This window comes from Myxosarcina sp. GI1(2024) (assembly GCF_053543375.1).
Map to the genome: position 1 here is coordinate 329952 of NZ_JBKGTY010000002.1, position 23921 is coordinate 353872.

19 protein-coding genes, 2 pseudogenes and 1 riboswitch are annotated in these 23921 nt (G+C 42.6%); of the genes and pseudogenes, 10 read left to right on the top strand and 11 right to left on the bottom strand.

Going from position 1 to position 23921, the window contains the following annotated elements; genetic code table 11:
• The first annotated feature begins 35 nt into the window (after window positions 1-35).
• Together ACLFKQ_RS10595 and ACLFKQ_RS10600 are read left to right on the top strand one after the other, a co-directional pair.
• Window positions 36-1976, top strand: a complete 1941-nt coding sequence (locus tag ACLFKQ_RS10595; protein WP_448999793.1) for a GAF domain-containing sensor histidine kinase — start codon at window positions 36-38, stop codon at window positions 1974-1976.
• A 116-nt stretch (window positions 1977-2092) separates the two neighbouring features.
• Window positions 2093-3772, top strand: a complete 1680-nt coding sequence (locus ACLFKQ_RS10600; RefSeq protein ID WP_448999794.1) for an ABC1 kinase family protein — start codon at window positions 2093-2095, stop codon at window positions 3770-3772.
• Window positions 3773-3807: 35 nt separating this feature from the next.
• On the opposite strand, the gene ACLFKQ_RS10605 is transcribed toward ACLFKQ_RS10600, so the two are convergent.
• Window positions 3808-4833 carry an ABC transporter permease gene (locus ACLFKQ_RS10605; RefSeq protein WP_448999795.1) on the bottom strand — a complete coding sequence of 342 codons (1026 nt, stop codon included), beginning with the start codon at window positions 4831-4833 and terminating at the stop codon, window positions 3808-3810.
• An 86-nt stretch (window positions 4834-4919) separates the two neighbouring features.
• Window positions 4920-6161: a vWA domain-containing protein gene (locus ACLFKQ_RS10610; RefSeq protein WP_448999796.1), complete on the bottom strand. Its 1242-nt coding sequence runs from the start codon at window positions 6159-6161 to the stop codon at window positions 4920-4922.
• A 145-nt stretch (window positions 6162-6306) separates the two neighbouring features.
• Window positions 6307-6376: riboswitch (Glutamine riboswitch) on the top strand.
• A gap of 30 nt (window positions 6377-6406) precedes the next feature.
• On the opposite strand from ACLFKQ_RS10610, the gene ACLFKQ_RS10615 reads away from it, so the two are divergent.
• Window positions 6407-6784, top strand: coding sequence for a hypothetical protein (locus ACLFKQ_RS10615; protein ID WP_448999797.1), 378 nt, complete (start codon window positions 6407-6409; stop codon window positions 6782-6784).
• A 35-nt stretch (window positions 6785-6819) separates the two neighbouring features.
• Here ACLFKQ_RS10615 and ACLFKQ_RS10620 read toward each other — a convergent pair whose 3' ends face one another.
• Both ACLFKQ_RS10620 and ACLFKQ_RS10625 read right to left on the bottom strand, forming a co-directional pair.
• Entirely contained in the window at window positions 6820-8160 is a 1341-nt protein-coding gene (locus ACLFKQ_RS10620; protein ID WP_448999798.1) for a universal stress protein, read from the bottom strand.
• Window positions 8130-8855, bottom strand: coding sequence for a cation:proton antiporter (locus ACLFKQ_RS10625; protein ID WP_448999799.1), 726 nt, complete (start codon window positions 8853-8855; stop codon window positions 8130-8132). The genes ACLFKQ_RS10620 and ACLFKQ_RS10625 overlap by 31 nt, the downstream gene beginning before the upstream one ends.
• A 204-nt stretch (window positions 8856-9059) precedes the next feature.
• On the opposite strand from ACLFKQ_RS10625, the gene ACLFKQ_RS10630 reads away from it, so the two are divergent.
• Complete coding sequence (locus ACLFKQ_RS10630; RefSeq protein ID WP_448999800.1) at window positions 9060-10391, top strand: CIA30 family protein; 1332 nt, start codon at window positions 9060-9062, stop codon at window positions 10389-10391.
• Between the two features lie 34 nt (window positions 10392-10425).
• Here the strand turns inward: ACLFKQ_RS10630 and ACLFKQ_RS10635 are convergent.
• Window positions 10426-11000 (bottom strand): annotated as a pseudogene (locus ACLFKQ_RS10635) (Uma2 family endonuclease).
• A gap of 74 nt (window positions 11001-11074) precedes the next feature.
• Window positions 11075-13840 carry a cation-transporting P-type ATPase gene (locus ACLFKQ_RS10640; RefSeq protein ID WP_448999801.1) on the bottom strand — a complete coding sequence of 922 codons (2766 nt, stop codon included), beginning with the start codon at window positions 13838-13840 and terminating at the stop codon, window positions 11075-11077.
• A gap of 103 nt (window positions 13841-13943) precedes the next feature.
• Here ACLFKQ_RS10640 and ACLFKQ_RS10645 point away from each other — a divergent pair, with 103 nt between their 5' ends.
• Window positions 13944-14069 (top strand): hypothetical protein, encoded by a 126-nt coding sequence (locus ACLFKQ_RS10645; RefSeq protein ID WP_448999802.1) that lies wholly within the window; start codon window positions 13944-13946, stop codon window positions 14067-14069.
• A gap of 20 nt (window positions 14070-14089) precedes the next feature.
• Here the strand turns inward: ACLFKQ_RS10645 and ACLFKQ_RS10650 are convergent, their stop codons facing one another.
• The 5 genes from ACLFKQ_RS10650 to ACLFKQ_RS10670 form a co-directional block, all read right to left on the bottom strand.
• Entirely contained in the window at window positions 14090-15226 is a 1137-nt protein-coding gene (locus ACLFKQ_RS10650; protein WP_448999803.1) for a sigma-70 family RNA polymerase sigma factor, read from the bottom strand.
• Window positions 15227-15329: 103 nt separating this feature from the next.
• Window positions 15330-15695, bottom strand: a complete 366-nt coding sequence (locus ACLFKQ_RS10655; protein ID WP_448999804.1) for a ferredoxin-thioredoxin reductase catalytic domain-containing protein — start codon at window positions 15693-15695, stop codon at window positions 15330-15332.
• 478 nt (window positions 15696-16173) lie between these two features.
• A complete protein-coding gene (gene smc, locus ACLFKQ_RS10660) occupies window positions 16174-19938 on the bottom strand; it encodes a chromosome segregation protein SMC (protein WP_448999805.1) in 3765 nt (1254 codons plus the stop codon).
• 196 nt (window positions 19939-20134) lie between these two features.
• Complete coding sequence (locus ACLFKQ_RS10665; RefSeq protein ID WP_448999806.1) at window positions 20135-20377, bottom strand: phage integrase N-terminal SAM-like domain-containing protein; 243 nt, start codon at window positions 20375-20377, stop codon at window positions 20135-20137.
• Entirely contained in the window at window positions 20358-20567 is a 210-nt protein-coding gene (locus ACLFKQ_RS10670) for a hypothetical protein (protein WP_449000360.1), read from the bottom strand. Before ACLFKQ_RS10670 ends, ACLFKQ_RS10665 begins: the two co-directional genes overlap by 20 nt.
• 403 nt (window positions 20568-20970) lie before the next feature.
• Here ACLFKQ_RS10670 and ACLFKQ_RS10675 point away from each other — a divergent pair, with 403 nt between their 5' ends.
• From ACLFKQ_RS10675 to ACLFKQ_RS10695, 5 genes and pseudogenes are all read left to right on the top strand, one after another.
• Window positions 20971-21231 carry a hypothetical protein gene (locus ACLFKQ_RS10675; protein WP_448999807.1) on the top strand — a complete coding sequence of 87 codons (261 nt, stop codon included), beginning with the start codon at window positions 20971-20973 and terminating at the stop codon, window positions 21229-21231.
• Window positions 21232-21451: 220 nt separating this feature from the next.
• Window positions 21452-22153: a type 1 glutamine amidotransferase gene (locus tag ACLFKQ_RS10680; RefSeq protein WP_448999808.1), complete on the top strand. Its 702-nt coding sequence runs from the start codon at window positions 21452-21454 to the stop codon at window positions 22151-22153.
• An 88-nt stretch (window positions 22154-22241) separates the two neighbouring features.
• Window positions 22242-22449 (top strand): annotated as a pseudogene (locus tag ACLFKQ_RS10685) (N-acetyltransferase family protein); the annotation flags it as partial.
• Between the two features lie 79 nt (window positions 22450-22528).
• The gene (locus tag ACLFKQ_RS10690) at window positions 22529-23110 is read left to right on the top strand and encodes a class I SAM-dependent DNA methyltransferase (RefSeq protein ID WP_448999809.1); all 582 of its coding nucleotides are present in this window, start codon (window positions 22529-22531) and stop codon (window positions 23108-23110) included.
• A gap of 180 nt (window positions 23111-23290) precedes the next feature.
• Window positions 23291-23872 carry a Crp/Fnr family transcriptional regulator gene (locus ACLFKQ_RS10695; protein ID WP_448999810.1) on the top strand — a complete coding sequence of 194 codons (582 nt, stop codon included), beginning with the start codon at window positions 23291-23293 and terminating at the stop codon, window positions 23870-23872.
• The last annotated feature ends 49 nt before the right edge of the window (window positions 23873-23921 follow it).

Consider the following 23921-nt stretch of genomic DNA (forward strand, 5'->3'; position numbering starts at 1 on the left):
ACCTGGTTGTAGAGCAGAAATAATTGCCTGAAACTATGCAGTATCCAGTTACATTTGATTCAATCGAACGAGAAATCACCCGGATAGCAATCTCTGACTGTAGTTCTCAAACTATGCTGTCAAACATAGCGGCAAAAGTAGCAGAATTTTTTCAAGCAGAAGCTTGTGGAATCGTGACCGACAAGCTGAACTCGTTGGAACCTAGAGCTATTGGTTGGTGGCAGGAAGAGAGTTTTTTAGTAGAGAACCAAGAACGACTGGTGGAAAAATTATCTCAATTGTTATTTTCCAATCGAAGCAAAGCTCAACTGCATGATGGTGAAAGTCTCAGTCGTAATTTTAATTCGAGCAATGAAACCTGCTCTTCTTATTTCCAACCTCTAAAAAATTTAGTTAGAGAAATTCTGCCAACCAAAATTTGCTTGGGGACTTTAATTTCAAATCGTCAAGAAATCGCTGCGATAATTTTATTATTGAAATCTCAGTCTACTTTGTGGACTGACTCCCAACAACAATTATTCGCTCGCATTTCAGACTCAATTGGGCTAATCATTTCTCAGATACAGCTTCAGCAGCAAGTCCAAACCAAAACTAGATTTCAAACCGTACTCAATCGTATAAGTAAAGAGATCGGTCAAAATTCTGCTCCCGATGTTCTATTCGATGCCTGTTTGTCCGAAATTGGTAATGCGCTTCAGGTTAGTAGGGGTTTAATTCTCCAACTTAAATATCAAAATCCGTTGCGGACTCAACAATCTAGGCAGAAAGTAGTACGTGGAACGGTAAAAATTACCTGCCAGTGGAGGGGAGATCGAACCGAACCAAGTTCTAGGGAACCTAGCTTTAATCTTCAAGATTCCCAGCTATGTCAGAAAGCTCTAGAGCTAGCCCCCCAGCCTCTAACCAGAAGCGAACTGGTGGCTTTTCCCGATTTGCCTTTAGAACAGCTTGGTGATGAGAGTAATCCAAACTCGTCAGCATTGCTGATGATGCCCCTGATGGGCAAAACCTCTGGCGATTTAAAATCCAGGTTAGTACTGGGTTTTTTAGTTCTGCAACACGACTCTCCTCGATTTTGGAGCGATGATGAATTGGATTTAATTAATTGGGTAAGCGTTCAAATTGCTACAGCTATGATTCATCATCAAACCTTAAGTCGCGTTCAATCAATTGTAGACGAGCGCACCGCTCAACTAACTCATGCTCTGGAATTTCAAGCCAAGCTCACCGAAAAGATGCGTCAGCAAATCGATCAGCTACAGAAACTCAACCAGTTGAAAGACGATTTTCTCAATAGCATGAGTCACGAGCTTAAAACCCCACTCACCAGCATGAAAATGGCGATAAAAATGCTGCGTCAGGAGCGACTGCCCCCGACTACCCAGGAAAAATATCTCAATATTCTCGAACAAGAGTGGAATCGAGAATACAATCTAATTAAAGATCTACTAACTCTACAACAGGTTGAATCGGGAGAGTTTGCCTTCAGTCCGCAGGAATTAAATCTGGCTCATCTAATCGAACCACTAGCTAATTCTTTTCTCGATAAATGGCAATCTGACAAGGGCTTGAGCTTAAAGATCGATTTATCTGATTCGGCTTTGAATCTCTATAGCGATGCCGATAGTTTGCAGTATATAGTCGAAGAATTGCTGACTAATGCTGGTAAATATTCCGCTCCAGATACTAATGTCGAGTTTTCTGTCCAATGCGATCGCCAGAGAGATGCAGTAGTAGCGATCGCAGTTTCTAATTATGGTGCGGGGATCTTAGCTGAAGAATTACCATATGTTTTCGAGAAATTTCGTCGCGGTAAAGGTGTAACCGACCGAGCCGTACAAGGTACTGGTCTGGGTTTGGCTCTGGTTAAATATTTAGTCGAGCACCTCAATGGCACTATCGAAGTAACTAGCGAACCAGTAGCAGAATCGCGAATGTTTAGAACGACCTTTACGATTAAATTACCCCAGTCTTAAGCTTCGGCAATGAGAGCGCGATAAAATTTTTTGACCATAACCAGAGTTATACTAGATGAGCGACGAGAGTAAGGTGAAAAAGCGCGAAATTAAAAAGTGTTCGATCTGTAGAAAAGATGCTCAAACGTACCGACTCAGCTCGATTATCTAGAAGTAGCTTTAATTATTCGCCATTTTTTCGTCAGTTAAAAGTTTTTGGAATTGCAGTTAGACTATTATTTTTTATCTGGAACGATCGCCTCTGGCGTAAAAATTCATCTCGGCAGAAACACCGTCGCGCTAGTTGGTTAGTTGCTAAACTCCTAGAACTAGGACCTACCTATATTAAAATCGGACAGGCTCTATCTACTCGCGCCGATCTAATTCCTTTAGAATACGTCGAAGAATTTAGTAAATTACAGGATCGAGTACCACCCTTTAGTTCCGAACTAGCAATTTTGGCGATCGAAACCGAATTGGGTAAGCCGGTCGACAGTTTATTTCGAGATTTTAATCCAATTCCTCTGGCTGCAGCTAGTTTGGGACAGGTTCATAAAGCCAGACTCCATACCGGAGAAGATGTGGTAGTTAAGGTACAGCGTCCTGGTTTAGCGGCTCTATTTAACTTAGATTTTGAAATTCTGCATCGATTGGTAAGATTGGGCAATCGTTTTTTACCCGACCTTAGAAAGTTTAATTTAGAAGCAATTTATCGCGAATTTTTCGAACTTTTATATTTAGAAATTGACTATATTCATGAAGGAAAAAATGCCGAGCGTTTTCGACAAAATTTTCGCACTTATCATCGCGTCGCCGTTCCCAAGGTTTATTGGCAATATACAACTTCAAGAATTCTCACTTTAGAATATTTACCAGGCATTAAGATAAACGATCGCGATTCTTTAGAAGCCAACCGAATTAATACTCAAGAAATTATCAAACTGGGAATTACCTGTTATCTAAAACAACTCTTAGAAGACGGTTTTTTTCAATCCGATCCCCATCCAGGCAATATGGCAGTCAGCCAGCGGGGAGAAATTATTTTTTATGATTTTGGTACCATGGCAGAGGTTAAAGCGATCGCCAAAGATCAGATGGTGAAAACTTTTTTTGCAGTGCTGAGAAAAGACACCGATAAAGTTATTGAAACTCTGATTTATATGGGACTGATCGAACCCGTTGCCGACATGACTCCCGTGAGAAGAATGATTAATTTTCTCTTAGAAGAGTTTCGCGATAAACCTATAGATGTCAATGCTTTCGATCGCATTTCAGATGAAATTTATTTAATCTTCGAGCAACAGCCATTTCGCTTGCCGCCACAAATGACTTTTATCGTCAAATCTCTGACTACTTTAGATGGTATAGCTCGCGCTCTCGATCCCCAATATAATTTACTGGCGGCGGCACAACCATTTATTAAAAATATCGCTTTTTCCCAACAGCAAGGTAACATTCTCGGCACCATTGCCCTACAGGCAAGAGATCTGGTTCGCGACAAGCTCAAGCAACCAGGTAAAATCGAGCGTTCTATTTTGCGTATGGAGTCTCGACTGGATTTGGGAGAATTGCAAATTAAAGTTCGTTCCCTAGAAAGCGAAAGATCTCTCAAACAAATTCAGTTGGGAATTAAAAGCTTAATTTATACTTGTCTATCGGGATTCAGTTTGTTGTCGGGAACGATTTTACTCGTCGGTAGTCTTGAAGGAGCGGCAATTGCTCTATTTTGTTTTTCGGGTTTCTGGTTTATCTTGTTGTTGCGATCGCTAATGAATCTAGCGGTTAAAGAAAAATTATATAAAATGGCGCAGAAGTAATACTGTGTTTATTTTTTACTCCATTGTTTCTGCAGTTAGTAACGTATTCGCGGATCGATGCAGGCGTTGATAATATCGATCGCAATACTGGCAACCACTACGATCGCGCCAAAAAATACCATTATGCCCTGTACTGTGGGATAATCTCGTAAAGAAATCGCCTCATACAAACGATTGCCCAATCCCGGCCAAGAAAAAGTTACTTCAGTCAATACCGCACCGCTCAGGAGTGCGGCAAAAGTTAACCCCAAGACGGTAATCACGGGAATCATCGCATTTTTCAAAGCATGCGCGAGCAAAATCGTCGGTTCGGGAATGCCTCGAGCTCTAGCTGCCTCGACATAATCAGCTTGGAGGGTTTGTCTGAGGTTGACTCTGACGATCCGCTCGAAGATGCCACTCAGTAAAACTCCCAAAGTAATGCTGGGTAATGCCAAATAATACAGAGTATTGCCTAACATTTCCCAGTTACCGGCGAGCGCGCTATCGAGCAGATATAAACCGGTCACTGTAGGGGGAGTGCCAGCATTGACGGGAAAGCGCGTACCTAGGGGAAACCAACCCAAGCGAACGGCAAAAATTAACTGTAATACCATTCCCACCCAAAACAAGGGTAAAGAATAAGTAATAATGCCAAATAATCTACCGCCGACATCGAACCAAGTGCCTGGTAACGCAGCAGAAATCACCCCGACTCCTACCCCAATAATTACCGCTACTACCATGCTGCAAAAAGTTAGTTCGACAGTAGCAGGAAAATATTCTTTGATGACTTCCCATACCGACAAACCCCGACTGGTAAGAGAACTACCCAAATCGAAACCTAGCAAACTTTTGAGGTAATCCAAATACTGTTGCCAGAGCGGCTCGTCTAGACCCAGTTGCGATCGCAATGCGGCTTTGGCGACTTCGGGTGCGCGAGTGCCCAAAATAGCATCGGCAGGATCTCCCGGTGTCGCTCTCAATAATAAGAATACTAAAGTAGCGATGGTCAGTAACATTAAAGGAGCGAGCAGCAAACGGACTAGGATATATGACTGTAGGGCTTTAGCGCGAGACATAGTATCGATGGGAAAAAATAATCGGAGGTAAAAGGTACATTAGCTTAACTTGCTAGTTGCTACTTTCTACTTTTTTTATGGTTCTTTTATGGTTCGAGAATGGTTTTAGCAACCATCAAGTTTTTTTTGCGATCGCCTAATGATAGTTCATTACCCTGTTGTAGACAAGTAGAATTAAATTGTAAAATCGTAGCCCCCGATTCATCTCCCAACTGTAAACAGGTTTTAGCTGCAGTTTCAAGCATAGTAGCGGCTCCTATAAGATCTCCCTGTTGTAGTTTGGTTTCGGCTATTTGAGTCTGGCGGTATTTAGCTAGAGTTAGAATTGAGTTACGAACCGATTGGCTAATAGCAGGCTCGTATTTGGCTTGAGATTCTATCGCTATGGGGATTAAATCCGAGTAGACTCGCTCGCGACCTGAAATTAGATCGTCATAGCACAGACGAACAGAAGCAATTTGATAGGTTCCTGGAGACAGTCGGTCGATATATAGATTCATTAAGATTACTCGCGGGCGATCGAAGTTTAAGTCTCCTAGATGCAAGCCAAAATGATTGCCTTCTAATTTTACAGGCAGTTCGATAATTTCTGGTGCCACCTGTGCCACTGGTTTAAATTCAGCCAGCCTAACTCTGGGCATTAACTCTACATTTAAATTAGCATCGATCGGACCGACGGAACGAGCGCGCATAAATAGCTTTTCAAATTCAGTTAGTGCTAGTTCTGGCTGCTCGATATATACCAAAGTTCCTTTTGCCGAGTCCGCAATTCGTTCTAGTAAGCTGGGATTCCAGTGTTCTCCAAATCCCAAGGTGTCGATAGTCATCTGGTACTCTGAGGCGAGCTGCGCCAATTTTAAACAGCGTTCACTATTGCCATGTTCGTTTTCTCCATCGGTGAGTAAAAAAATCCGAGTGTGACAATTTTGTTTGCCCTTGGCAGCTTGCTGAATGCCTAACAGCATTCCCTCATCGATCGCCGTTCCTCCATCCGCCACCATGAGATTTATTTGCCGTGCGATTTGAGCGGAGTTATTAACTAACTGATTGGAAACTATAACTTTAGCTTGATGATTGAAGGAAACCACACTCAAACGATCGCTCGGTTCGAGTCGTTGGCTAATGGCGATCGCCGCTTGTTTGACTGATTCTAAAGGCTTTTCTGCCATCGAACCACTGCGATCGAGAACTAAGCAGAGATTGAGAGGAAGCCGATAATCTTGCTCTTCAGCAATTGCCGAGATCGCCAGGGATAACTGACGCTGAGTATTTTTCTGCCGTGCGTCGAGATGAGCATCACTAAGGGCTGACTCTATACTGACTTTCATACTTGGCTCGTGTGTAGCAAATAATTAAATTAATCTGAATTTTTTAGCTAGGTAAAATTGTCATAAATATGGCTTTTTTTCCACCTTATGATTGATACCAAAAGTGTTTGGAGATCGCATAGCATAGTAATGAAATATTTATCATATCGTTCATCTCTTGGAAAGGCAAAATAGCCTGGAGACGGAAGTAAGGAATAATCCCGAAGGAACGTGCCTCTAAGCCAAAATATCTTAAGGTGAGTATCATGGAATTAAGATATCGAGGAGTGCGCTATACTAGCCATTCCCCGAAAAACAAAGGCAATTTGATGCCTACTGACAGACAAAGTTACTCGATCGCTTTTGACCGAAACACGATTAAGTTTCCCCTCTGCCAATATATCAAGCAATTATTTTACCGAGATAGCTCTAAAATTTTTTTTCATCCTGCTAAATTTTGGCATCAATATAAAGTTTCAAAATTAGAAAGTTTGTGGCAATTAGATTTTCGCGTCGAACTGTTCGAGTTTTGTTGGCATTTAGAAGCAAAACTCGATAAAAATTCTTGCGAATTAATTGGTAACGATCGCCAAAAATCTCAAAGTATCCAGTTAAAATATCGCGGCATTACCTATTATCGCTAACTTGATCGCGATCGGATATTTTTTTGCCTTTGGTATTAATTCGCAAAATGCAGCACTACAACCGAGTTATCGCGATGAGAACGGGCGGGTGCTTCGGGAATTGCTCCTACTGCCGAGCGTCCATGTAATTTTTGTTTGGAAGTATTGACCACTAGGAGTAATAGATCGTTGCGATGAATTCGACTGGAAACTTGTTCGATAAAGTTACCCTGCGCCTGAGCGATAAAAGTATTTTGGGTAAGTTGAGCTCTTGCTACTGGCGATAGTTGGCTTTGCTTGTGGTTAAATATTACTAAAATTTGAAGACTAGCTTTAAGTTCGGCAGCCATGAGTTTAGCAATGTTAAGAATTGACTCGAATTCTGTAGAAAGAGCTTGTCGTTTAGTTATGGCTAGAAAAACTCTAGCGGTAGTGGCAATCGGTTGGGTGAAACGAGCAATTAAAACTGGTACGGAAGCTCTCATCGCTACATTATCGAGAGTTCCGCCAAAAAAGTTTTCCCGATAGGTAGAGTAACCTTTCCAACCACAAACAATCAGAGAGGCATTGCGTTCTACTGCGGTACGTACGATACCGCGATCGATGCGATCGTCAACTCTACCGATAGTTTCTACCTTAGCGTTAGCAGCATGAGCGATAGTTTCGGCTGCGGCAAGTAGCTGTGTTTGTTGTAGCCGCGCTTCTGGAGTAATCGGATTAGTCAGATTGTCCCCTAGTGCTTCGCGATCGCTCAAGACATGGAGAGGTAGGAGAGTGCCTTGGGCTGCTTTGGATAAAATTAAAGCCAAATTTAATAAGTTGTCCTCCGTGTTGGGGCTGGAGACGGGGATTAGAACTCTTTGAGAGATTGATGAACTTTTTTGGGGTACAGGAGTATTGTCTGTGGCTGGGTTAAGCTGTTTGCCCCACTTTTCAGTAATCCAGGGAGAAGCAATACAGGTAAAAAGGATCATCGCCACAATTCCGTTAACGGTAGCGCGATCGATTAGTTCGATTTCATAGGCAACTGTGGCAGCAGCCAGAGTAGAGGCGGCTTGAGCGATGGATAGACCAAACATTACCATCACGCCTGGAAACTTGAGTTTGAACCATTTACCTGCACCCCAAGCGGCGATAAACTTAGCAATTAATTCGGCAGCAATCATTACTCCTGCAATTAGCAACGATTGTGGTTCGCGAATTAAAATTGCAGGATCGATTAACATTCCTACCGAAATTAAGAAAAACGGCACGAATAGAGTATTACCAATAAATTGAATTCGATTCATCAACGGACTCAATTGGGGAATCAAGGGGGTCAGAGCAATTCCGGCGAGAAATGCTCCGATAATTGGTTCGATTTCGATTAGTCCGGCAACGTATGATACGACAAACAAACTAGCCAGTACAAAAATAAACTCGGCACTTTCATCATGTCCGAATCGATGAAAAAACCAGCGACCAATTTTGGGTACGCTCCATAAAGTCGCCAAGGTAAAATTGTCAGGGCAGGGATGAGAAAGAGCCAAAAACCGAGGGTTAATTCTCCAGAGTGGGCTTTGACGACGATCGCCAGTACTAATAAACCTAAAACATTAGTAATTAAAGTTCCTCCCAAAGTCATATTGACCGCAGGAGTACGCATAATCCCTAGTTTAGAAAGAATGGGTAACGCCAGCAGAGTATGGGAAGCAAAACAGGAAGCTACTAAAACCGCCGCTAAAAAACCATAGCCAACTAGCATCATGGCAACTGTCCCCAGAATCATGGGTGCGATAAAAGTTGCCATGCCAAAAACAACTGCTTTATCTCCATTATTTTTGAGGTTGTCTAGGCTAGTTTCCAACCCTGCCATAAACATGAGAAACAACAAGCCCACCGTACCTAGAAGAATAATATTACTACTGCGTTCTAGAAGCCCAATGCCTTCAGGACCGACCACTACCCCCGCTATAATCAAGCCCACAATTCCAGGAAGCTGTAGCCGCTCGAATAACAGAGGCGCAACTAACATGATTACTAAAATCGAAAGAAAAACCGCTACGGGGTCGTTGAGTGGACGAAGCGAGAAAAAGGCAACAACAATAGTCATGATTCTAGCAATCTTGTTTATTTATTTACTTATAGCAACGATATTCAAAAAAATTTCTACCTCGATCGGTATTAATTCGACTGTTTGATTTTATGTGACCTAGGCGAATAAAATCAGTAAAGTCGCGCGATCGCGGCAAAAGCTTCAAAACTTACTAAAGTATCCTAAGCTGAAGATGAGAGGCAAAAGATACATAAGGTAGCAATGAACAGAGTATTAGTAGCAGGTGCCACTGGTGGCGTAGGCAAACGCGTAGTAAGTCGCCTTTTGAACGATGGTTATTCGGTAACGGCTTTAGTCAGAGACGCAGCAAAAGCTAAAGAAATGTTGGCTAGCCAGGTAAACCTATTTGAAGCCGATATTACCATTCCCGTAACTCTCAAACCAGAGATGATGGCTGGAGTTACAGCAGTCATTTGTTGTACGGGAACGAAAGTACAGCCAGTTGAAGGGGATACTTCAACGCGAGAGAAATACTATCAGGGAATCAAATTTTATCTGCCCGAAGTTGCTGACAGTCCCGAACAAGTGGAGTATCGGGGGATAAAAAACTTAGTAGAAGTAGTGAAACAACATCTGCCAAACTCTAGAGATCGAGTTATTTTTGATTTTGCCGATCCTGCTGTCAACGTTCAAGACTGGGGGATAGTTAATGATGGGGTTATGGGAGGAGTCAGCCAAAGTAAGATTCGTCTAGTAGATGGCAAAGCAGTCTTTTCAGGAATCGTTTCTACCGATAACAATGGTGGTTTTGCCTCTACCCGCACGCGCAATTTTGAACCCCCCTTCAATTTATCGGACTATGAAGGAATAGAACTCAAAGTAAGGGGAGATGGCTTACGCTACAAGTTTATCCTGCGCGGTGAAGATAACTGGGATGGAATTGGCTACAGCTATTCTTTTGACACGGTACATAATTATCCAACCACAGTTCGGATTCCTTTTGCAGATTTAATACCCGTATTTCGTGCCAAAACCGTACCCGAAGCAAAATTAAATACGAGCAAGATTTATGCGATGCAGTTGATGTTGAGTAAGTTTGAATATGACGGGGAATTAAATCCTAAGTTTGAAGCGGGGAATTTCGCTATAGAAGTAGAGCATATTAAAGCCTATGGCAGTAAAGCTACACCTCAGTTTGTCATGGTTAGTTCGGCAGGAGTAACCCGCCCCAATCGCCCTGGAATCGACTTAGAATCTCAACCACCAGCCGTAAGAATGAACGAGCAATTGGGAGGAATTCTAACCTGGAAGTTACGAGGAGAAGAAATAATTAAATCTAGCGGACTTACCTATACGATAATACGTCCTTGCGCCCTAACGGAAAAACCTGGAGACAAAATTTTATATGCCGAACAAGGGGATAATTTAACCGGACAAGTAAGTCGAGATGCGATCGCGCAACTGTGTACCGAAGCAATTACCATACCCGAAGCGGTTAATAAAACTTTTGAAGTTAGCGAAACTGAAAACGTTGGTGAAACTAATTGGAGAGAATTATTAGAAAACTTGAAAAGCGATGATGATTCTGTTTGATGAGTAATAAATTTAAAATTATACTACTAGTATACTACTGCTGTAGCCAACTAAATAATTCTTTTAACTTTAATCGAAAACTTTTAGCAAATTCTGGAACGGGCAAAATATCGTTTTCGGCTTCAAAAAACTCAGGTAGTTGCTGAGGATAATAAACTAGTACGAAACTAGTACGGACTGTTCTCGAGGGTCGATTAGCCATCCTAGTTGTGTACCATTGCGCAAACAGTGAATAATGTTTCGAGTAACTTTGGTTTGGCTTTGCTGAGGAGATAAAATTTCAATAGTCCAATTAGTGGCTATGTCAAAAGCATTGAGTATTCTGCCATTTTCTTGGCGAGGTATTCTGTCCCAAACAAATATGGTTATATCGGGTACGATAGAGCGATCGCCAAATGTACATCTAAGTTCGCAGAAAGCACGAGCAATTTTTTGAGTTTTGAAATTAGCATTAAGTGCCGCAGCCAGTTCAGTTTGAATCGCGCTATGTTCTCCTTGAGGCATTGGTTTTTGAATAATTTGTCTGCCAATATATTCACTAGGAGGTTTAGTTTCGGGTAGTTCCAAAAACTCTTTCAGAGTGATTAGTTTAGATGACGATCCAACCATAGTATGGTGAGCTCAGAATTTTGCTAGTTGTTTATATTTATAGCGCGATCGCTTTGATTCTAATAATTAAATTATTATCGATTAGCTGCGGTTTTTGTTTGAGGTGGATCGATAAAGTGTGCCCAAATTGCCATCGGTATCATAGGAAGCATAGGTAGCAAACAGACCAACCAACGATCTAAGGTTAGTGGTGCGGTTTCAAAGAGAGCGTTCATCACTCCCCACTGACTAAAAATAATTTGTAAGATAACAGCAGCCAAAATACCGATAATTAGAATCGGTGCGTTAATAATAGATGTCCTCCTACGGCGGATCCAGGCGGCTAGACTAATTCCCAATTGGCTAATACTTACCAGATAGACAATCCTAGCTGCCACCAGTGCTTGAATTGCCATGGTACGAGCAACCGTAATATCTCCCGTGACGGATTTAGCCCACTCAAACATCCCAAAAATCAAAATCCAGTTAAAGATTGACACGACTAAGATACGGCTGAATAATTTACGGTTGAGCAAGGGTTCGTGGGGATTATTCGGTGGCTGTTGCATAATTCCCTGAGATTTGGGTTCAAAAGCGAGGGGAACAGTCATGGTAATGGAGTTAATCATGTTGAGCCAGAGTACTTGTAGGGAGAGAATTGGTAAATCCCTGGCTAGCAAAGCACTAATTAGAATGGTCATGGATTCACCACCATTAACCGGTAAAAGAAAAGCGATCGCTTTACGCAGATTGCGGTAGACCGTACGACCTTCCTCTACCGCAGCCTCGATAGAGGCAAAGTTATCGTCTGTCAAGAGCATATCCGCCGATTCTCGTGCCACTTCCGTCCCTCCCTTCCCCATCGCAATCCCAATATCTGCTTGCTTGAGAGCGGGAGCATCATTGACTCCATCTCCAGTCATTGCCACAATTTCGCCCTTAGACTGGAGTGCTTCGACTAATTGCAGTTTCTGGGCAGGGGCAACTCTGGCAAACACAACTCCATCTTCTACTGCTCTAGCAATTTCATGCTTCTCCATTTGTAATAATTGTTGCCCTTCAAAAGCTAAAACTCGCCCAGATTTTTGCAGACCCATCCGTTCGGCGATCGCTCGTGCGGTAGTGATATGATCGCCAGTGATCATTTTTACGTTGATACCGGCAGCCTGACAGGCATGGACGGCAGCAATCGCTTCTGGACGAGGCGGATCGATCATTCCTTGCAATCCCAAAAATACCAGGTCTGTTGCGATATCTTCGTGTTCTAATGAATGTTGATGGGGCAAAGGTTCTTTTTTGGCAAAGGCTAGCACCCGTAATCCTTGTTGTGCCATAGCTTCGACTGATCGCTCGATTTTTTGAGGAGCGAACGCCACAATCTGACCATTGCTGTCGAGCATCTGAGTACAACGACCGATTAACGACTCTACCGACCCTTTAACATAAATTACAGGAGTTGCGGTATCGTGCAACGTTGCCATGTATTGATATTCCGATTCAAAGGGAATCGAGTCCAATCGCGGTTTGGCAGAATTTAGACCAGACTGGCTCAAACTGGCTTTTGCTGCTGCGGCAATTAGTGCCCCTTCGGTGGGATCCCCGACAACCGACCAATCTTCGCCAGTATGTTTTAATTGGGAATCATTACAGAGTACCCCCGCCACCAGACATTCTTCTAAGCCTGGTGGTAGTCCATCTACAAGGGGGCTGGTACGCTTACCAGCAACTAACAAACAAATTTCTCCTTTGGGACTATAGCCACTACCACTGACGGTATAATACTCATCTCTCAAGTAAATACTCTGAACTGTCATTTGATTTTCCGTCAAAGTTCCCGTTTTATCGGAACAAATAACGGTAGCACTCCCCAAAGCTTCCACTGCTGGTAATTTGCGAATGATGGCATGACGACGTGCCATACGATTGACTCCAATTGCTAGGGTAATAGTGACTACTGCGGGTAATCCTTCGGGAATGGCACTGACCGCTAGTGCTACAGTCGCTTCAAACATATAGAGCCATGATTCTCCCTGCCCCAAACCAACCGCCAAAGTCAGAGTTGCCAGAGTCAGCACTGCATATAGAAGAGTACGGCTAAATTTGGCAAACTTACGAGTTAGGGGCGTACTGAGACTGACTCGATTTTCCATTGCCTGAGAGATTTTCCCGACTTCGGTATCATTTGCGGTGGCGACAACTATTCCCTTACCCTGCCCAAAGGTAACAAAACTTCCCGCATAAGCCATGTTAGTTCTTTCTGCGAGAGGAGTATCTGGTGATATGAGTTGAGTTGATTTAGTGACTGGTACTGATTCTCCTGTGAGGGCAGACTCATCCACCTGTAAATTACGAATCTTTAGCAGTCTTAGGTCCGCGGGAACTTTATCCCCAGATGCCAACAAGACTATATCTCCCGGTACTAAATCCTGAGAAGGAATCCGTAAGGTTTGCCCCTCTCGCAGCACATTTACTTCTGTAGTTACGGTTTTAGCCAAAGAAGCGATCGCTCCTTCCGCTTGAGCTTCCTGTACGTAGCCAATAATTGCATTAATTACCGTTACACCCCAGATAACCGCAGCATTTGTCCACGAACCTAAGATTGCTTTAATAGCTCCTGCCAGCAACAAGATATAAAGTAATGGTTGATGAAACTGCAACAAAAATTTCAGCCATGCTGGTTTCCCAGACTTAAATTTCAGTTCGTTCCAGCCATACTTTTCGTAGCGACTGGCAACTTCTTCTGGCGATAAGCCTCGTTCCGCATCACTACTGAAATGTTCGACAACTTCTGTGGCGGCAAGTTGATGATAAGAGTAATTGCCCCGGTCGGTGTCGGAATTTGATGGCAATTGAATTGACATTCTTGTCTCCAATTTAGAGCTGAAAGTTTTCTCGATTTACAAGAAGCAAGGGAGATATGTGAATAATACTATATATCCGCATTAACATGATTTGAGCGAGGCAATGGTTGTTTTTGAGGCTACTGCCCAAACGATCGCATTTAAAGCACTGGCAAACAGCGATTGGGGTTCAGCCAAAACAATCGGTAAGCGGCGATCGCTATATTCAGGAACTGTAGAGTCTAAATGATATTTTTGATTCTTGCAAAGTTAAACTAAGTAATCTTTGCTGTCAGAATCACCGTAGAGACAGCGCAGCTTGTTCATAGCTCCTGCTCTAATTCGGTTAACCTCTTTTTGACTTAAATCGAGCATCCGAGCTACTTCTGACGGGGTCATAATCATTCCGCCATCGAGACCATAACGCAGACGTAGAACATCTCGTTCTCGATCGCTAAGACAATCCAAAATACTTGCTACTTCTTCACGGATTAGTTCTTTGACGATCCACTCTTCTGGTGTTGGTAGTTCTGATTCAATACCTTCACCCAGCAGTCGAGAATCTTCATCGCGATCGATGGGATTTTCCAGAGAAAAAGGAGCTTGAGTCACTCTCAGCAGAAATCTTAATTTTTTAACAGTTATATCGAGATATTCTGCCATTTCTACTTCATCGGGTTGACGCTTGAGTTTTTGAGACAAAAGCTTGAAGGCTTTTCTAATCGACGCGAGCTTATCGTAAATATGACTCGGCAGACGAATAGTTCGAGATTGTTCGGCAGTAGCTTTGGTTATCGATTGGCGAATCCACCAGTAAGCATAGGTAGAAAACTTATAACCTTTCTCTGGGTCGAATTTTTCCACTGCTCGAATCAGACCCAAATTACCTTCCTGGATCGAATCTTCTAACGAAAGTCCGCGCCGAAGATATTTTTTGGCAATAAAAACTACCAAGCGCAAATTTGCACTAATCATTTTGTTTTTCGCACGTCGCGATCGGTGCAAACGACGATGAAATTCGGGCAGCATCATATTCATTGCTTGCGCCCATTCGCGATCGCTTGGCTGTCGCCCTAATTTTTCAATTAATTGTTGACGAATTCGTTCGAATTCGAGCAAATCTGCAACTTGGCGACTGAGTTCGATTTCTTCTTCTCCACTCAACAAGGGAATCCGACCAATGGTTCGTAAATAATTGCCAACTAAATCTTGAGAAGATTGATGATTCTCAGTGAGTATTCGAGAATAATTAGATTCAACATTGGCTAATCTTTTTTTGTCTTCAGTAGTTTGCTTGTTGGTAATTTGGTAGGAGTTATTTTGGTCGAGAGCCTGGTGAGAATTGTCGATCGTATTGTCAATCGGTGTCATTTTGTCGGTAAATTCAATCGAGAGACGTAAATTCAAACTTTGGCGATTGCTAATAGCTTTTACGCTACGATTAGTTAATTTCTTATTTGGTTTCTTTTTGCTACATATCTAAATCGCCTGATGCCTTAAGTTTTAGGGGTTAAAACTCGCCGTTTGTAGTTGCTCTAATTTCCTCAAGGGTAATGTCTTGGCGATCGCCAGCAAACTCGTTATCTGGAGTCAAAAACAACATACAGTGACATTCTTTACGTTCTTGCATGGGAACACAGGGACAGTTCCAATAGGTGCTTTTTACTTCGGCTTCTTTGTCCTCATAATGACGACAGGGACACAATGGAGAGCCAAAATCGTCTTTGTGTTTGGCTAGTCCTTCAATGACGACAGCCGTAATCGATGAATCGACACAAAAGTAGGTGTTAGTTCGTTCTGCATACTTTTGGGCAAAGTTTTTCATGGTTTTTAAACTACGTTCTGTAGCTAGATTAGAATTCTGTAACTCGCTCATTGAATGAAATCCTCCTGACCATCGGGGAATAATTATCGATTTGAATGTTTGAAGCTAGAGCAACAAAATACAGCCTGTTTTTCTGTGAAGTTGCTAAAAGTTATCGTTGCAGACTTAAACAATATTTTTGTTGTTTAAGTAATTAGTTCTTAGTTTAACAACATTATTGTTGTTTAAGTCAAATGTTTGAACCTCAATCTTGCCGTCTAACAAGCCAATAGCCTACTAAGAGCGGCGGTTTGCTCATTCCTATCTATTTTTCTCAATGTGCTCAATTGATACTAGTCTTGAAAACGCAAACATAGCACCAAATTTTTGACTCAAAACTTGACCAACGGTCAGAGCAGCGACGGAAGCCCGATGGTTGCGTTTGCGGAGCAACTCGGTTTCCTCCGATACGGGAACGTCCGTCAAGACAGGCTCGTCGTTCCACGGCGGAGTAACCTCTGACTCTCAGCGGTATTTTACCTTTCAGAGATTACTTCATTTTAATTCCCAATACCTGAGTATGTGCGCCTCTAGCTTGGGTTACGCCGATAGTTCTTTCCGAAGCCTCAATCATCGGACGACGCAAACTTACGACGATAAACTGTGCTTCTTGCGCCTGTTTTTTTACCATGCGAGATAGTTTTTCAACATTAGCTCCATCGAGAAACATATCGACTTCATCGAAGGCATAAAAAGGCGATGGACGATATTTTTGTAGGGAAAAAATAAAGCCCAAAGCAGTTAGAGATTTTTCTCCTCCAGACATGGAGCTAAGTCTTTGTACGGGTTTGCCTTTGGGATGGGCGACGAGATTTAAACCACCGTTAAAAGGATCGTTTTCGTCTTCTAATTGTAGGTGTCCGTCACCATCGGATAGTTCGGCATAAATAGTCTTAAAGTTTTCATTGACAGCATCAAAGGCTTCTTTAAAAGCCTGCATCCGTAAAGTAGTAAATTTTTCTACTCGAAGTAATAATTCGGTTCTTTCTGCTTCGATAGTATCTAATTTTTCCGATAATTCCTGTAATCTGGCTTCGGTTTGTTCGTATTCTTCCAACGCCAACATATTTACAGGTTCCATTGCTTCGAGGCGTTTTTGTCCGTTGCGAATTTGTTTTTGTAGCTGTTCTAGTCTTTCTGATAAATTATTAGAGATCGCTTCTTCTGTTTGGTTTTCTAACTGAAATTCGGGAATTGGATCCGGTAATTCTTTTTCTTTTTCGGCTATTTGTTGCTGCAGAGCCTGTAAGGTAGTTTGTCTTTCTCGTTGTGTTTCTCGTAACTTTTCTAATTGCCAGGTTCGCTGTTGATGAGACTCGCGCGATTGTTTGAGAGTTTGTTCGCTGCGATCGCGTTTTTGTTTGGTAGTTCCTAACTTCTCTGATAGCTGTTGCAGTTCGGCTTCGGCTGCGGTTATTTTTCGTTCGATTTCGCTTAGTTCTTGCTCGATCGCCGCTCGACGTTGGTTAATTGTTTCTCGCTCTGTTTGTAGTTCGGAGATATAATTTTCTGCTGCGGCAGACTTGTCGCTATGTCGCTGTTCTCGCTCGCTCAAATCTCGAAGTCGATCTTCTGCCTGTCTGAGATTCCGTTCGCGTTGCTGTAAATCATTTTCCTGACTATTAATTAATGCTTGAACCTGTTGCCATTCACTTTGTGAATGAGATTCTTCTAACTTAACTAGCTGCTGCTGGTATTTTTGTAATTGAGCTTCATTGTCGGCAATAGTCGTTGCTAAAATCTGTAAGCGCGACTGGATAGATTCTCTTTCCTGACGATTTAAATATAACTGGTCGGTCGATAATTTTTTCTGTTGGGTCAGCCTGTTAATTTCGGTTTCTAACTGTTGTTGCCGTAGCTGTTGTTCTCTGGCAAATTGTCTGACTTCGGTTAAATTTTCGCCGAGATTCTTGACTCGAACCGTAAGTTCGGCTATTGTTCGATCGTTAGCTGATATGATGGAGTCTAGTTCTGTCAAGCGACCTTTGATTGCTTCTGCCGCATCGGTTTCTTTGGTCGCAACATTACCAAAGTGTAAACTAGAGCGAGAAGATTTACTTCCTCCCGTCATTGCGCCGCTAGCCTCTAAGATTTCCCCTTCTAAAGTGACGATACGATATTTTCCTAGCTGCGATCGCGCGTTATCGAGAGTATCAAAAACTACAGTATTGCCAAAAACGTAAGCAAAGATCTGGTCGTAGCGAGAGTCACAGTTAACCAAATTAACCGCCAGATCGATAAATCCCCTGCCGAAGCGCATCGTTGCCGTATTGCCCAGACTCGGAGGATTTATTTTATTGAGGGGTAAAAAAGTTGCCCTGCCGCCACGCTGTCTTTTTAATAATTCGATCCCTTCTGCGGCAACGCGATCGTTTTCCACGACGATAAAACCCAGTCTTCCCCCCGCAGCTGTTTCTAAAGCCAGTTGGTAACGAGACTCTACCTGTCCTAAATGCACTACCAAACCATGAACTCCAGATAAACTAGAGTTTAAAATAATTTTGCTGGCATAGGTTCCCTGTATTTCTTGCTGCGCTTGCTTAGTTGCTTCTAATTTGTCTAAGAAACGCTGTTTGTCTCGTTGTTCGTTTACAAGACGCTGTTGGGTTGCTTCGCGAATGCTGCGATCGCTTTCGGCATCAGCTAGCTGTTGGGCTAGTTCTGTAATGGTTATTGTCGATCGCTCTAGCTGATTCGATAAAGTGGTTAACTCTGCTTGTTTGGTAGCCAGTTCGCCTTCTGTAGCTGCCAATAACTCGCTTTGCTGGCTAATACCTTGTTCCAAGCGATCTAATCTTTCACTAATTCTGGCTCGTTCTGTCTGTTGGGGATTGAGGGTATTTTGAATTGCCGTAACCTGACGGGTAAGATTGGCTTGTTCTCGTACCCAGGTTTCAGAAGCGGCGGCGATCGCATTGGCATTTTCTTTGCTTTTAGCGACGGTTGCCCTAGCCTCAGTTACTTCATTTGCCAGCACGGGAATAGTTTGTTGGCTAAATTTGTTTTTCTCACTGGTTATTTGAATTATTTCCCGTCGATATTCTTCTAAATTTTGTTGGGTTTGTACTAGAGATAACTGTTTTTGTTGGCTGGTATTGGCTAACTCGTCTCGTTGTTGCTGTAGCTGATGGCGTTTGGCTTTTTGAGTTGCCAAGTCTGAAGCTACCGATAACTGTTCGTCTTCTCCTAATGCTTTTACTCGTGCATTTAATTCTTCTAGTTCTCTCGTCTTTTCCAGAATCTCGGTATCGAGTCGATCTAACTCTGCCTTTAACCCTACTGCTATGGTTTCTCCATCATTAAATGCTTCTTGTACCTCTTGCTGCTGCTGTAGAAGCGATCGCCACTCGAGCACTATTTCCTGCTGTTGCAGCTGCTGAATTTTCTCTTTCAGCTTGCGGTATTTTTCAGCTTTTACCCGATCTGCAGCCAGGCGATCGCGATTGACAACGAGTTCTTGAGCGATAATTTGGCATTTTTCAGCTCTTTCCCGCACTTTATCTAATGTATGCCGCGTCTGCTCGATTTTGCGATCGAATGCTGCGACTCCCGCCAGTTCGTCGATAATTTCTCGTCTCTCCCGCGAATTCATTGTAATAATCCGAGTAACGTCTCCTTGCAGCACGACGTTGTATCCTTCGGGATAAATTCTTAATTTCTCTAACTGTTCGTGTACTTCTGTAGCCGAAGCCACTGCGTCGTTAATATAAAAAGTCGAAGAGTAATTACCCTTTCTACCTACCCGCAACCGCCTCGTTACCTTCCATTCCCAAGCACCGTCATTGGCGATCGCCACTAGTTTTTTATCTTCATTGGCCGTCTCAACTTCTGGCTCATCCTGTTCTAAATCTAGTTCGAGATCCTGATGATAACCATTGCCATTCTCCTTGCCGTTAGTGCTACTTTCCAATGCTTCTAACTCTGCTGAAGATACGAGATCTATTTCTGAAGCCGTAGTAACCGTATCCGTCAAGTCTCCTAAATCTGAAAGATCGAAGGTTACCGAAACAATGGTTTCCGCGGCTTTGCCATTGCCGTTACTAATCTGCTTGTGATTGATCAAATCGGGCAAACGATCGGCGCGCATCCCCTTAGAACTAGCCAAACCGAGACAAAATAGCAGCGCATCTAAGATATTAGACTTTCCCGAACCATTTGGTCCCGAAACCACCGTAAAACCAGGTAATATCGGTATTTTTGTCGTACCGCCAAAAGATTTAAAATGGGATAGTTCAATGCGCTTGATATGAACCATGTACTAGATTTTGACTCAGTAGTTGGTTTATAGAGTATTAATATACTAGTTGACAGCTAGACTTCTGCAAACACTACTGGTTTTTACATACTTTCAGCTAATTCGTGTAGAAAAATCCGCTTTTCTTAACACTTAGTTACATTTATTTGATAAGGCGATCGCCTCTGTATTCATGTTCGCACTCTTGTAACTGGTTTTAAATGGTCAAATATTGGGGAAAAACATTAACTTTTAAATCTAATTCTTGCTTGAGAACTTCTCTATACAAAAATAAAATTGCATTTAAAGCTTGATTTTGAGTAGATGCAGCTACGTTTTCTTTGACTGCTAAATGAGTTAAAAATTCTTCAATTTCTCTTCCACTCATTTCTCTAGGATGCCGTTTATTAGACTTTATCGGAAATAACCAAAAAATTTGCCTAATTTCCTTGCTGGACAAGGCTTTTCGCTATTATTAATGTCAAAAACTCAAAAGCCTTGGCTAGTAAAGCTTTCACCTCACTTTCTCCATTAATTCCGATAAAGTCTATTATGAAATAAGATGTAGCGCTTAATCCAATTAACGTAGCTTTTTTCTTAACGTAGCTTTTTTCAGTTTTATAGGAATAATGCTTTAAACGAATTCCCAAGAAGACTATGAAAAAGTTAAAGGTCTTGCCGCAGTGTGTAAGCCGCTGAGGAGCGTAATATTCAAAAATCCTGCCGACCACGGGATGACTAAGTGGGATGATCTAGTCATACCATCCGATGATGGCGTGCCGCTGGAAGCATGGTACATTCCGGCGAAAGGTGGACGGAGCGACAAGCTGATTATCTTCAACCATAACTTGGCAAGATGACCGTTGGACTATACAGTCAGTGTATGGGCGGAAACTCTCAATACCATGCGATTCAACAGCGGCCCGAGCTTTTTGAAAATGTAAGATGCATGGTCAGCCCGATGGTTGTTTCCATGACGGCGATATATGACGCATTTTCGGAGATCCAGGGAGTCAGCCAATATCAGGAGCGATCGACTTAGAATTGGTAAAGATGGGCGGTTTTGTGGCTGCCGAGATGACCCCTCATCATTGGGCTCCGGCAGTGAAAATGCCGGTTTTGATGGTTCAAGTCTTGGAGGATGCTTGGACACGTAATACAGAAGATGCCCAAAAGACGTTTGATCTCCTCGGGAGTAAGGACAAGGAACTGTTCTGGATCGAGAACACCACGAGGCATTTTAAGGATGGCTACAATTACTTCGGAAAGGATCCTGAAAAAGTCATTGCCTTCTTCAACAAGCACATGCAGTGAAATGCGCGATCGCGGCATAACAAAATCAATGGAGCCGACCGCCGATAGATTATGTGTTGAGTGTTCTAGGTTATCTGCGGCGACTCATCTCAGACGTTAGGCTGCTTGGAAAGCTGATGAGGGTAGTAGCTTGAGGCTCCATGTAAGGGTTCAAGTTCAAGTTGGTACGGGCGTTAGGGGAGCGCTAAGATAAAAGTCTGTGATCTGAAGGAGTGATACGGTGAAAATCCATTACTTACAGCACGTTCCTTTTGAAGGACTTGCCAGCATTGAATCTTGGGCAATCAATCAAAATCACTCGTTGTCAGCCACCAAATTTTATAGTAACGAGACTTTGCCTTCAATCAAGGATATTGATTGGCTGATTGTGATGGGTGGACCAATGAATATTTATGAAGATGACAAATACCCTTGGCTGACCGAGGAGAAACGCTTCATTGAACAGGCAATTAAACAAGATAAAACAGTCGTTGGCATTTGTCTTGGGTCGCAGTTAATTGCCGATATTTTAGGTGCAAAAGTTTATCAAGGTCAGCATAAAGAGATTGGTTGGTTTCCCATTGAGATAACTGATGAAGCTGAGAATTCTGTTGTCTTTGACTCGCTACCACAAAAGCTTACAGTCTTTCATTGGCATGGCGATACGTTTGACCTTCCACAAGGTGCGACTCGTCTAGCATACAGCGAGGGTTGCCAAAACCAGGCGTTTGTCTACAACGAGAAGATCTTAGGTTTGCAGTTTTACCTTGAATCAACCAAGGTCAGCGTGCAGCAAATCATTAAAAATTGTACGGATGAGTTAGTAGAAGGCAAATATATCCAGAAGCCAGAGGAAATGTTACTAAGAAATGATAATTTTGACATGATCGACAATGCAATGAGTAGAATCTTAAGTAATCTATCGAGTAGAAGCGCAACTTAACAGGTCGCTGCACCGGAACGCTACAAGTTAACTGATGAGTTGCAAAGATTATCTGTGTCCGGTGAGCTTGGTCGTTATGTTCCAAAACTCACTCATGTGTGAGCACTCGCAGAAAGAGGCCCTGGTACGTGGGTTTCGGTCAATGCATACACTTGGTAGTTTCAACCAATAATGGTGCGGTTAGGCTTTGGCAAAAGCTGGGCTTTGAAATAGTTGGCACATTACCCGAAGCTTTCAATCATCCAACGCAAGGTTTGGTTGATGCCTATGTCATGTATAAAAAACTTGAAACATAACAATTCGCTCAAGTTTTTGCTGCGCACGGGACGCCCAGCTTTGCTGGCCGCCCCTTAGCTCAAGCGTTAGCAAATAGTGATGAACATTGAAGTCTATAATCGAGTCGCAGGAATTTATTCGGGACAAAGGTCACCAAGTATTGGTCTGACCGAAATTCTCAAGATCGTGCGCAGAATTGGTGGTGAATTATCAATACTTGATTTGGGGTGTGGAACCGGTTTTCCAATTGCAGTGGGAATCTTCGATCGCTCATCATACTATATGGGCGTTGATTCGTCCGGTAAGATGGTTGATGAATTTAAGAAAAATGTCCCAGGTGCTGATTGCGCTTTAGGTTCTATGTCTTCTTTATCCTATCCAGATGATAAATTTGATTTGGCGTTTTCATTCGGATCCATTTTTCACTTAACACCTAAAGAACAAAAAAAATTATTCACGGCAGTGGCGAAATCTGTTCGCATTGGCGGTATTTTGGTCTTCACCACCGGAGAGAGTGAAGGATATGGTACGGGAAAGGTCTGCGGCGAAGTGATTGAGCATTGGTCTCTTGGGAAGAGTAATTATATACAGGTTCTAGGCAATTTAGGGTATGATTTCAAATCTGATTATACTGGAGAAGGAGATAATTATTTCATGGAATTCGAGAGATCTGCTAACTAAGCGATGAACCAGGCAATTCCTTCGGAATTACTGGTTATCTTGGTCGTTATGCGGCTTAAATTCTGGTTCAGGGCAGTAGGTTGAAAGTTATCGATGAGACAGTCAGCGTTAAGCAAGTTCTGGAACAACCGTGAGAAAATAAGGAGTATACCAGCGACTAAAATTTAAATCAGACTTTAAATGTATGAACTGCTACACTCATTCATTCAGCAGATTTTCCCACAAAGTCAAGTTGACGCAACACTGATTGAACCTCTGTTGGAGTCGAAAAGGGTGCTGAAAGGAGACTGTCTATTTCGGGAAGGTGACATCTGTCCTTTCGTCGGGTTAACAGTGAGCGGATGCTTGAGGAGCTTTTTTCTCAAAGAGGGCAAAGAACTGACATTGTTTTTTCATCCTGAGCACTCGACGCTGGGGGACTACGAAAGTTTTCGACGGCAAATTCCTGCTTACTTTTCCTGTCAGGCGATCGAAGACTCAGAGGTACTTATCCTGAATTCACAAGCTATCGAAGTTGTAGAAACCCTGCCAGACGGTCAGAAATTACTGAGACTTGTTGTGGAAGACTTAGCATTTCAGTTGCGCGATCGCCTACTTACCTTCTACCGAGATTCCCCTGAGCAACGTTACCTTAATTTCCTGAAGAACGAACCTGAACTATTGCAGCGGATTCCACAGCACTACTTGGCATCACATTTGGGAATTGAGCCAGAATCCTTAAGTCGATTGAAGCGAAGAGTGCATGAGAAAGGAGCGACTTAACCCAAGTCAATGAATCTGATTTTTCTGCCCAGTAAAGTCACTAAGCATA

Excerpts from the sequence above, each read along its gene's own strand:
- ACLFKQ_RS10595 (WP_448999793.1), top strand. The coding sequence starts at position 36 with ATGCAGTATCCAGTTACATTTGATTCAATCGAACGAGAAATCACCCGG.
- ACLFKQ_RS10600 (WP_448999794.1), top strand. The coding sequence starts at position 2,093 with ATGCTCAAACGTACCGACTCAGCTCGATTATCTAGAAGTAGCTTTAAT.
- ACLFKQ_RS10605 (WP_448999795.1), bottom strand. The coding sequence starts at position 4,833 with ATGTCTCGCGCTAAAGCCCTACAGTCATATATCCTAGTCCGTTTGCTG.
- ACLFKQ_RS10610 (WP_448999796.1), bottom strand. The coding sequence starts at position 6,161 with ATGAAAGTCAGTATAGAGTCAGCCCTTAGTGATGCTCATCTCGACGCA.
- ACLFKQ_RS10615 (WP_448999797.1), top strand. The coding sequence starts at position 6,407 with ATGGAATTAAGATATCGAGGAGTGCGCTATACTAGCCATTCCCCGAAA.
- ACLFKQ_RS10625 (WP_448999799.1), bottom strand. The coding sequence starts at position 8,855 with ATGACTATTGTTGTTGCCTTTTTCTCGCTTCGTCCACTCAACGACCCC.
- ACLFKQ_RS10630 (WP_448999800.1), top strand. The coding sequence starts at position 9,060 with ATGAACAGAGTATTAGTAGCAGGTGCCACTGGTGGCGTAGGCAAACGC.
- ACLFKQ_RS10640 (WP_448999801.1), bottom strand. The coding sequence starts at position 13,840 with ATGTCAATTCAATTGCCATCAAATTCCGACACCGACCGGGGCAATTAC.
- ACLFKQ_RS10645 (WP_448999802.1), top strand. The coding sequence starts at position 13,944 with ATGGTTGTTTTTGAGGCTACTGCCCAAACGATCGCATTTAAAGCACTG.
- ACLFKQ_RS10655 (WP_448999804.1), bottom strand. The coding sequence starts at position 15,695 with ATGAGCGAGTTACAGAATTCTAATCTAGCTACAGAACGTAGTTTAAAA.
- smc (WP_448999805.1), bottom strand. The coding sequence starts at position 19,938 with ATGGTTCATATCAAGCGCATTGAACTATCCCATTTTAAATCTTTTGGC.
- ACLFKQ_RS10675 (WP_448999807.1), top strand. The coding sequence starts at position 20,971 with ATGGGCGGTTTTGTGGCTGCCGAGATGACCCCTCATCATTGGGCTCCG.
- ACLFKQ_RS10690 (WP_448999809.1), top strand. The coding sequence starts at position 22,529 with ATGAACATTGAAGTCTATAATCGAGTCGCAGGAATTTATTCGGGACAA.
- ACLFKQ_RS10695 (WP_448999810.1), top strand. The coding sequence starts at position 23,291 with ATGTATGAACTGCTACACTCATTCATTCAGCAGATTTTCCCACAAAGT.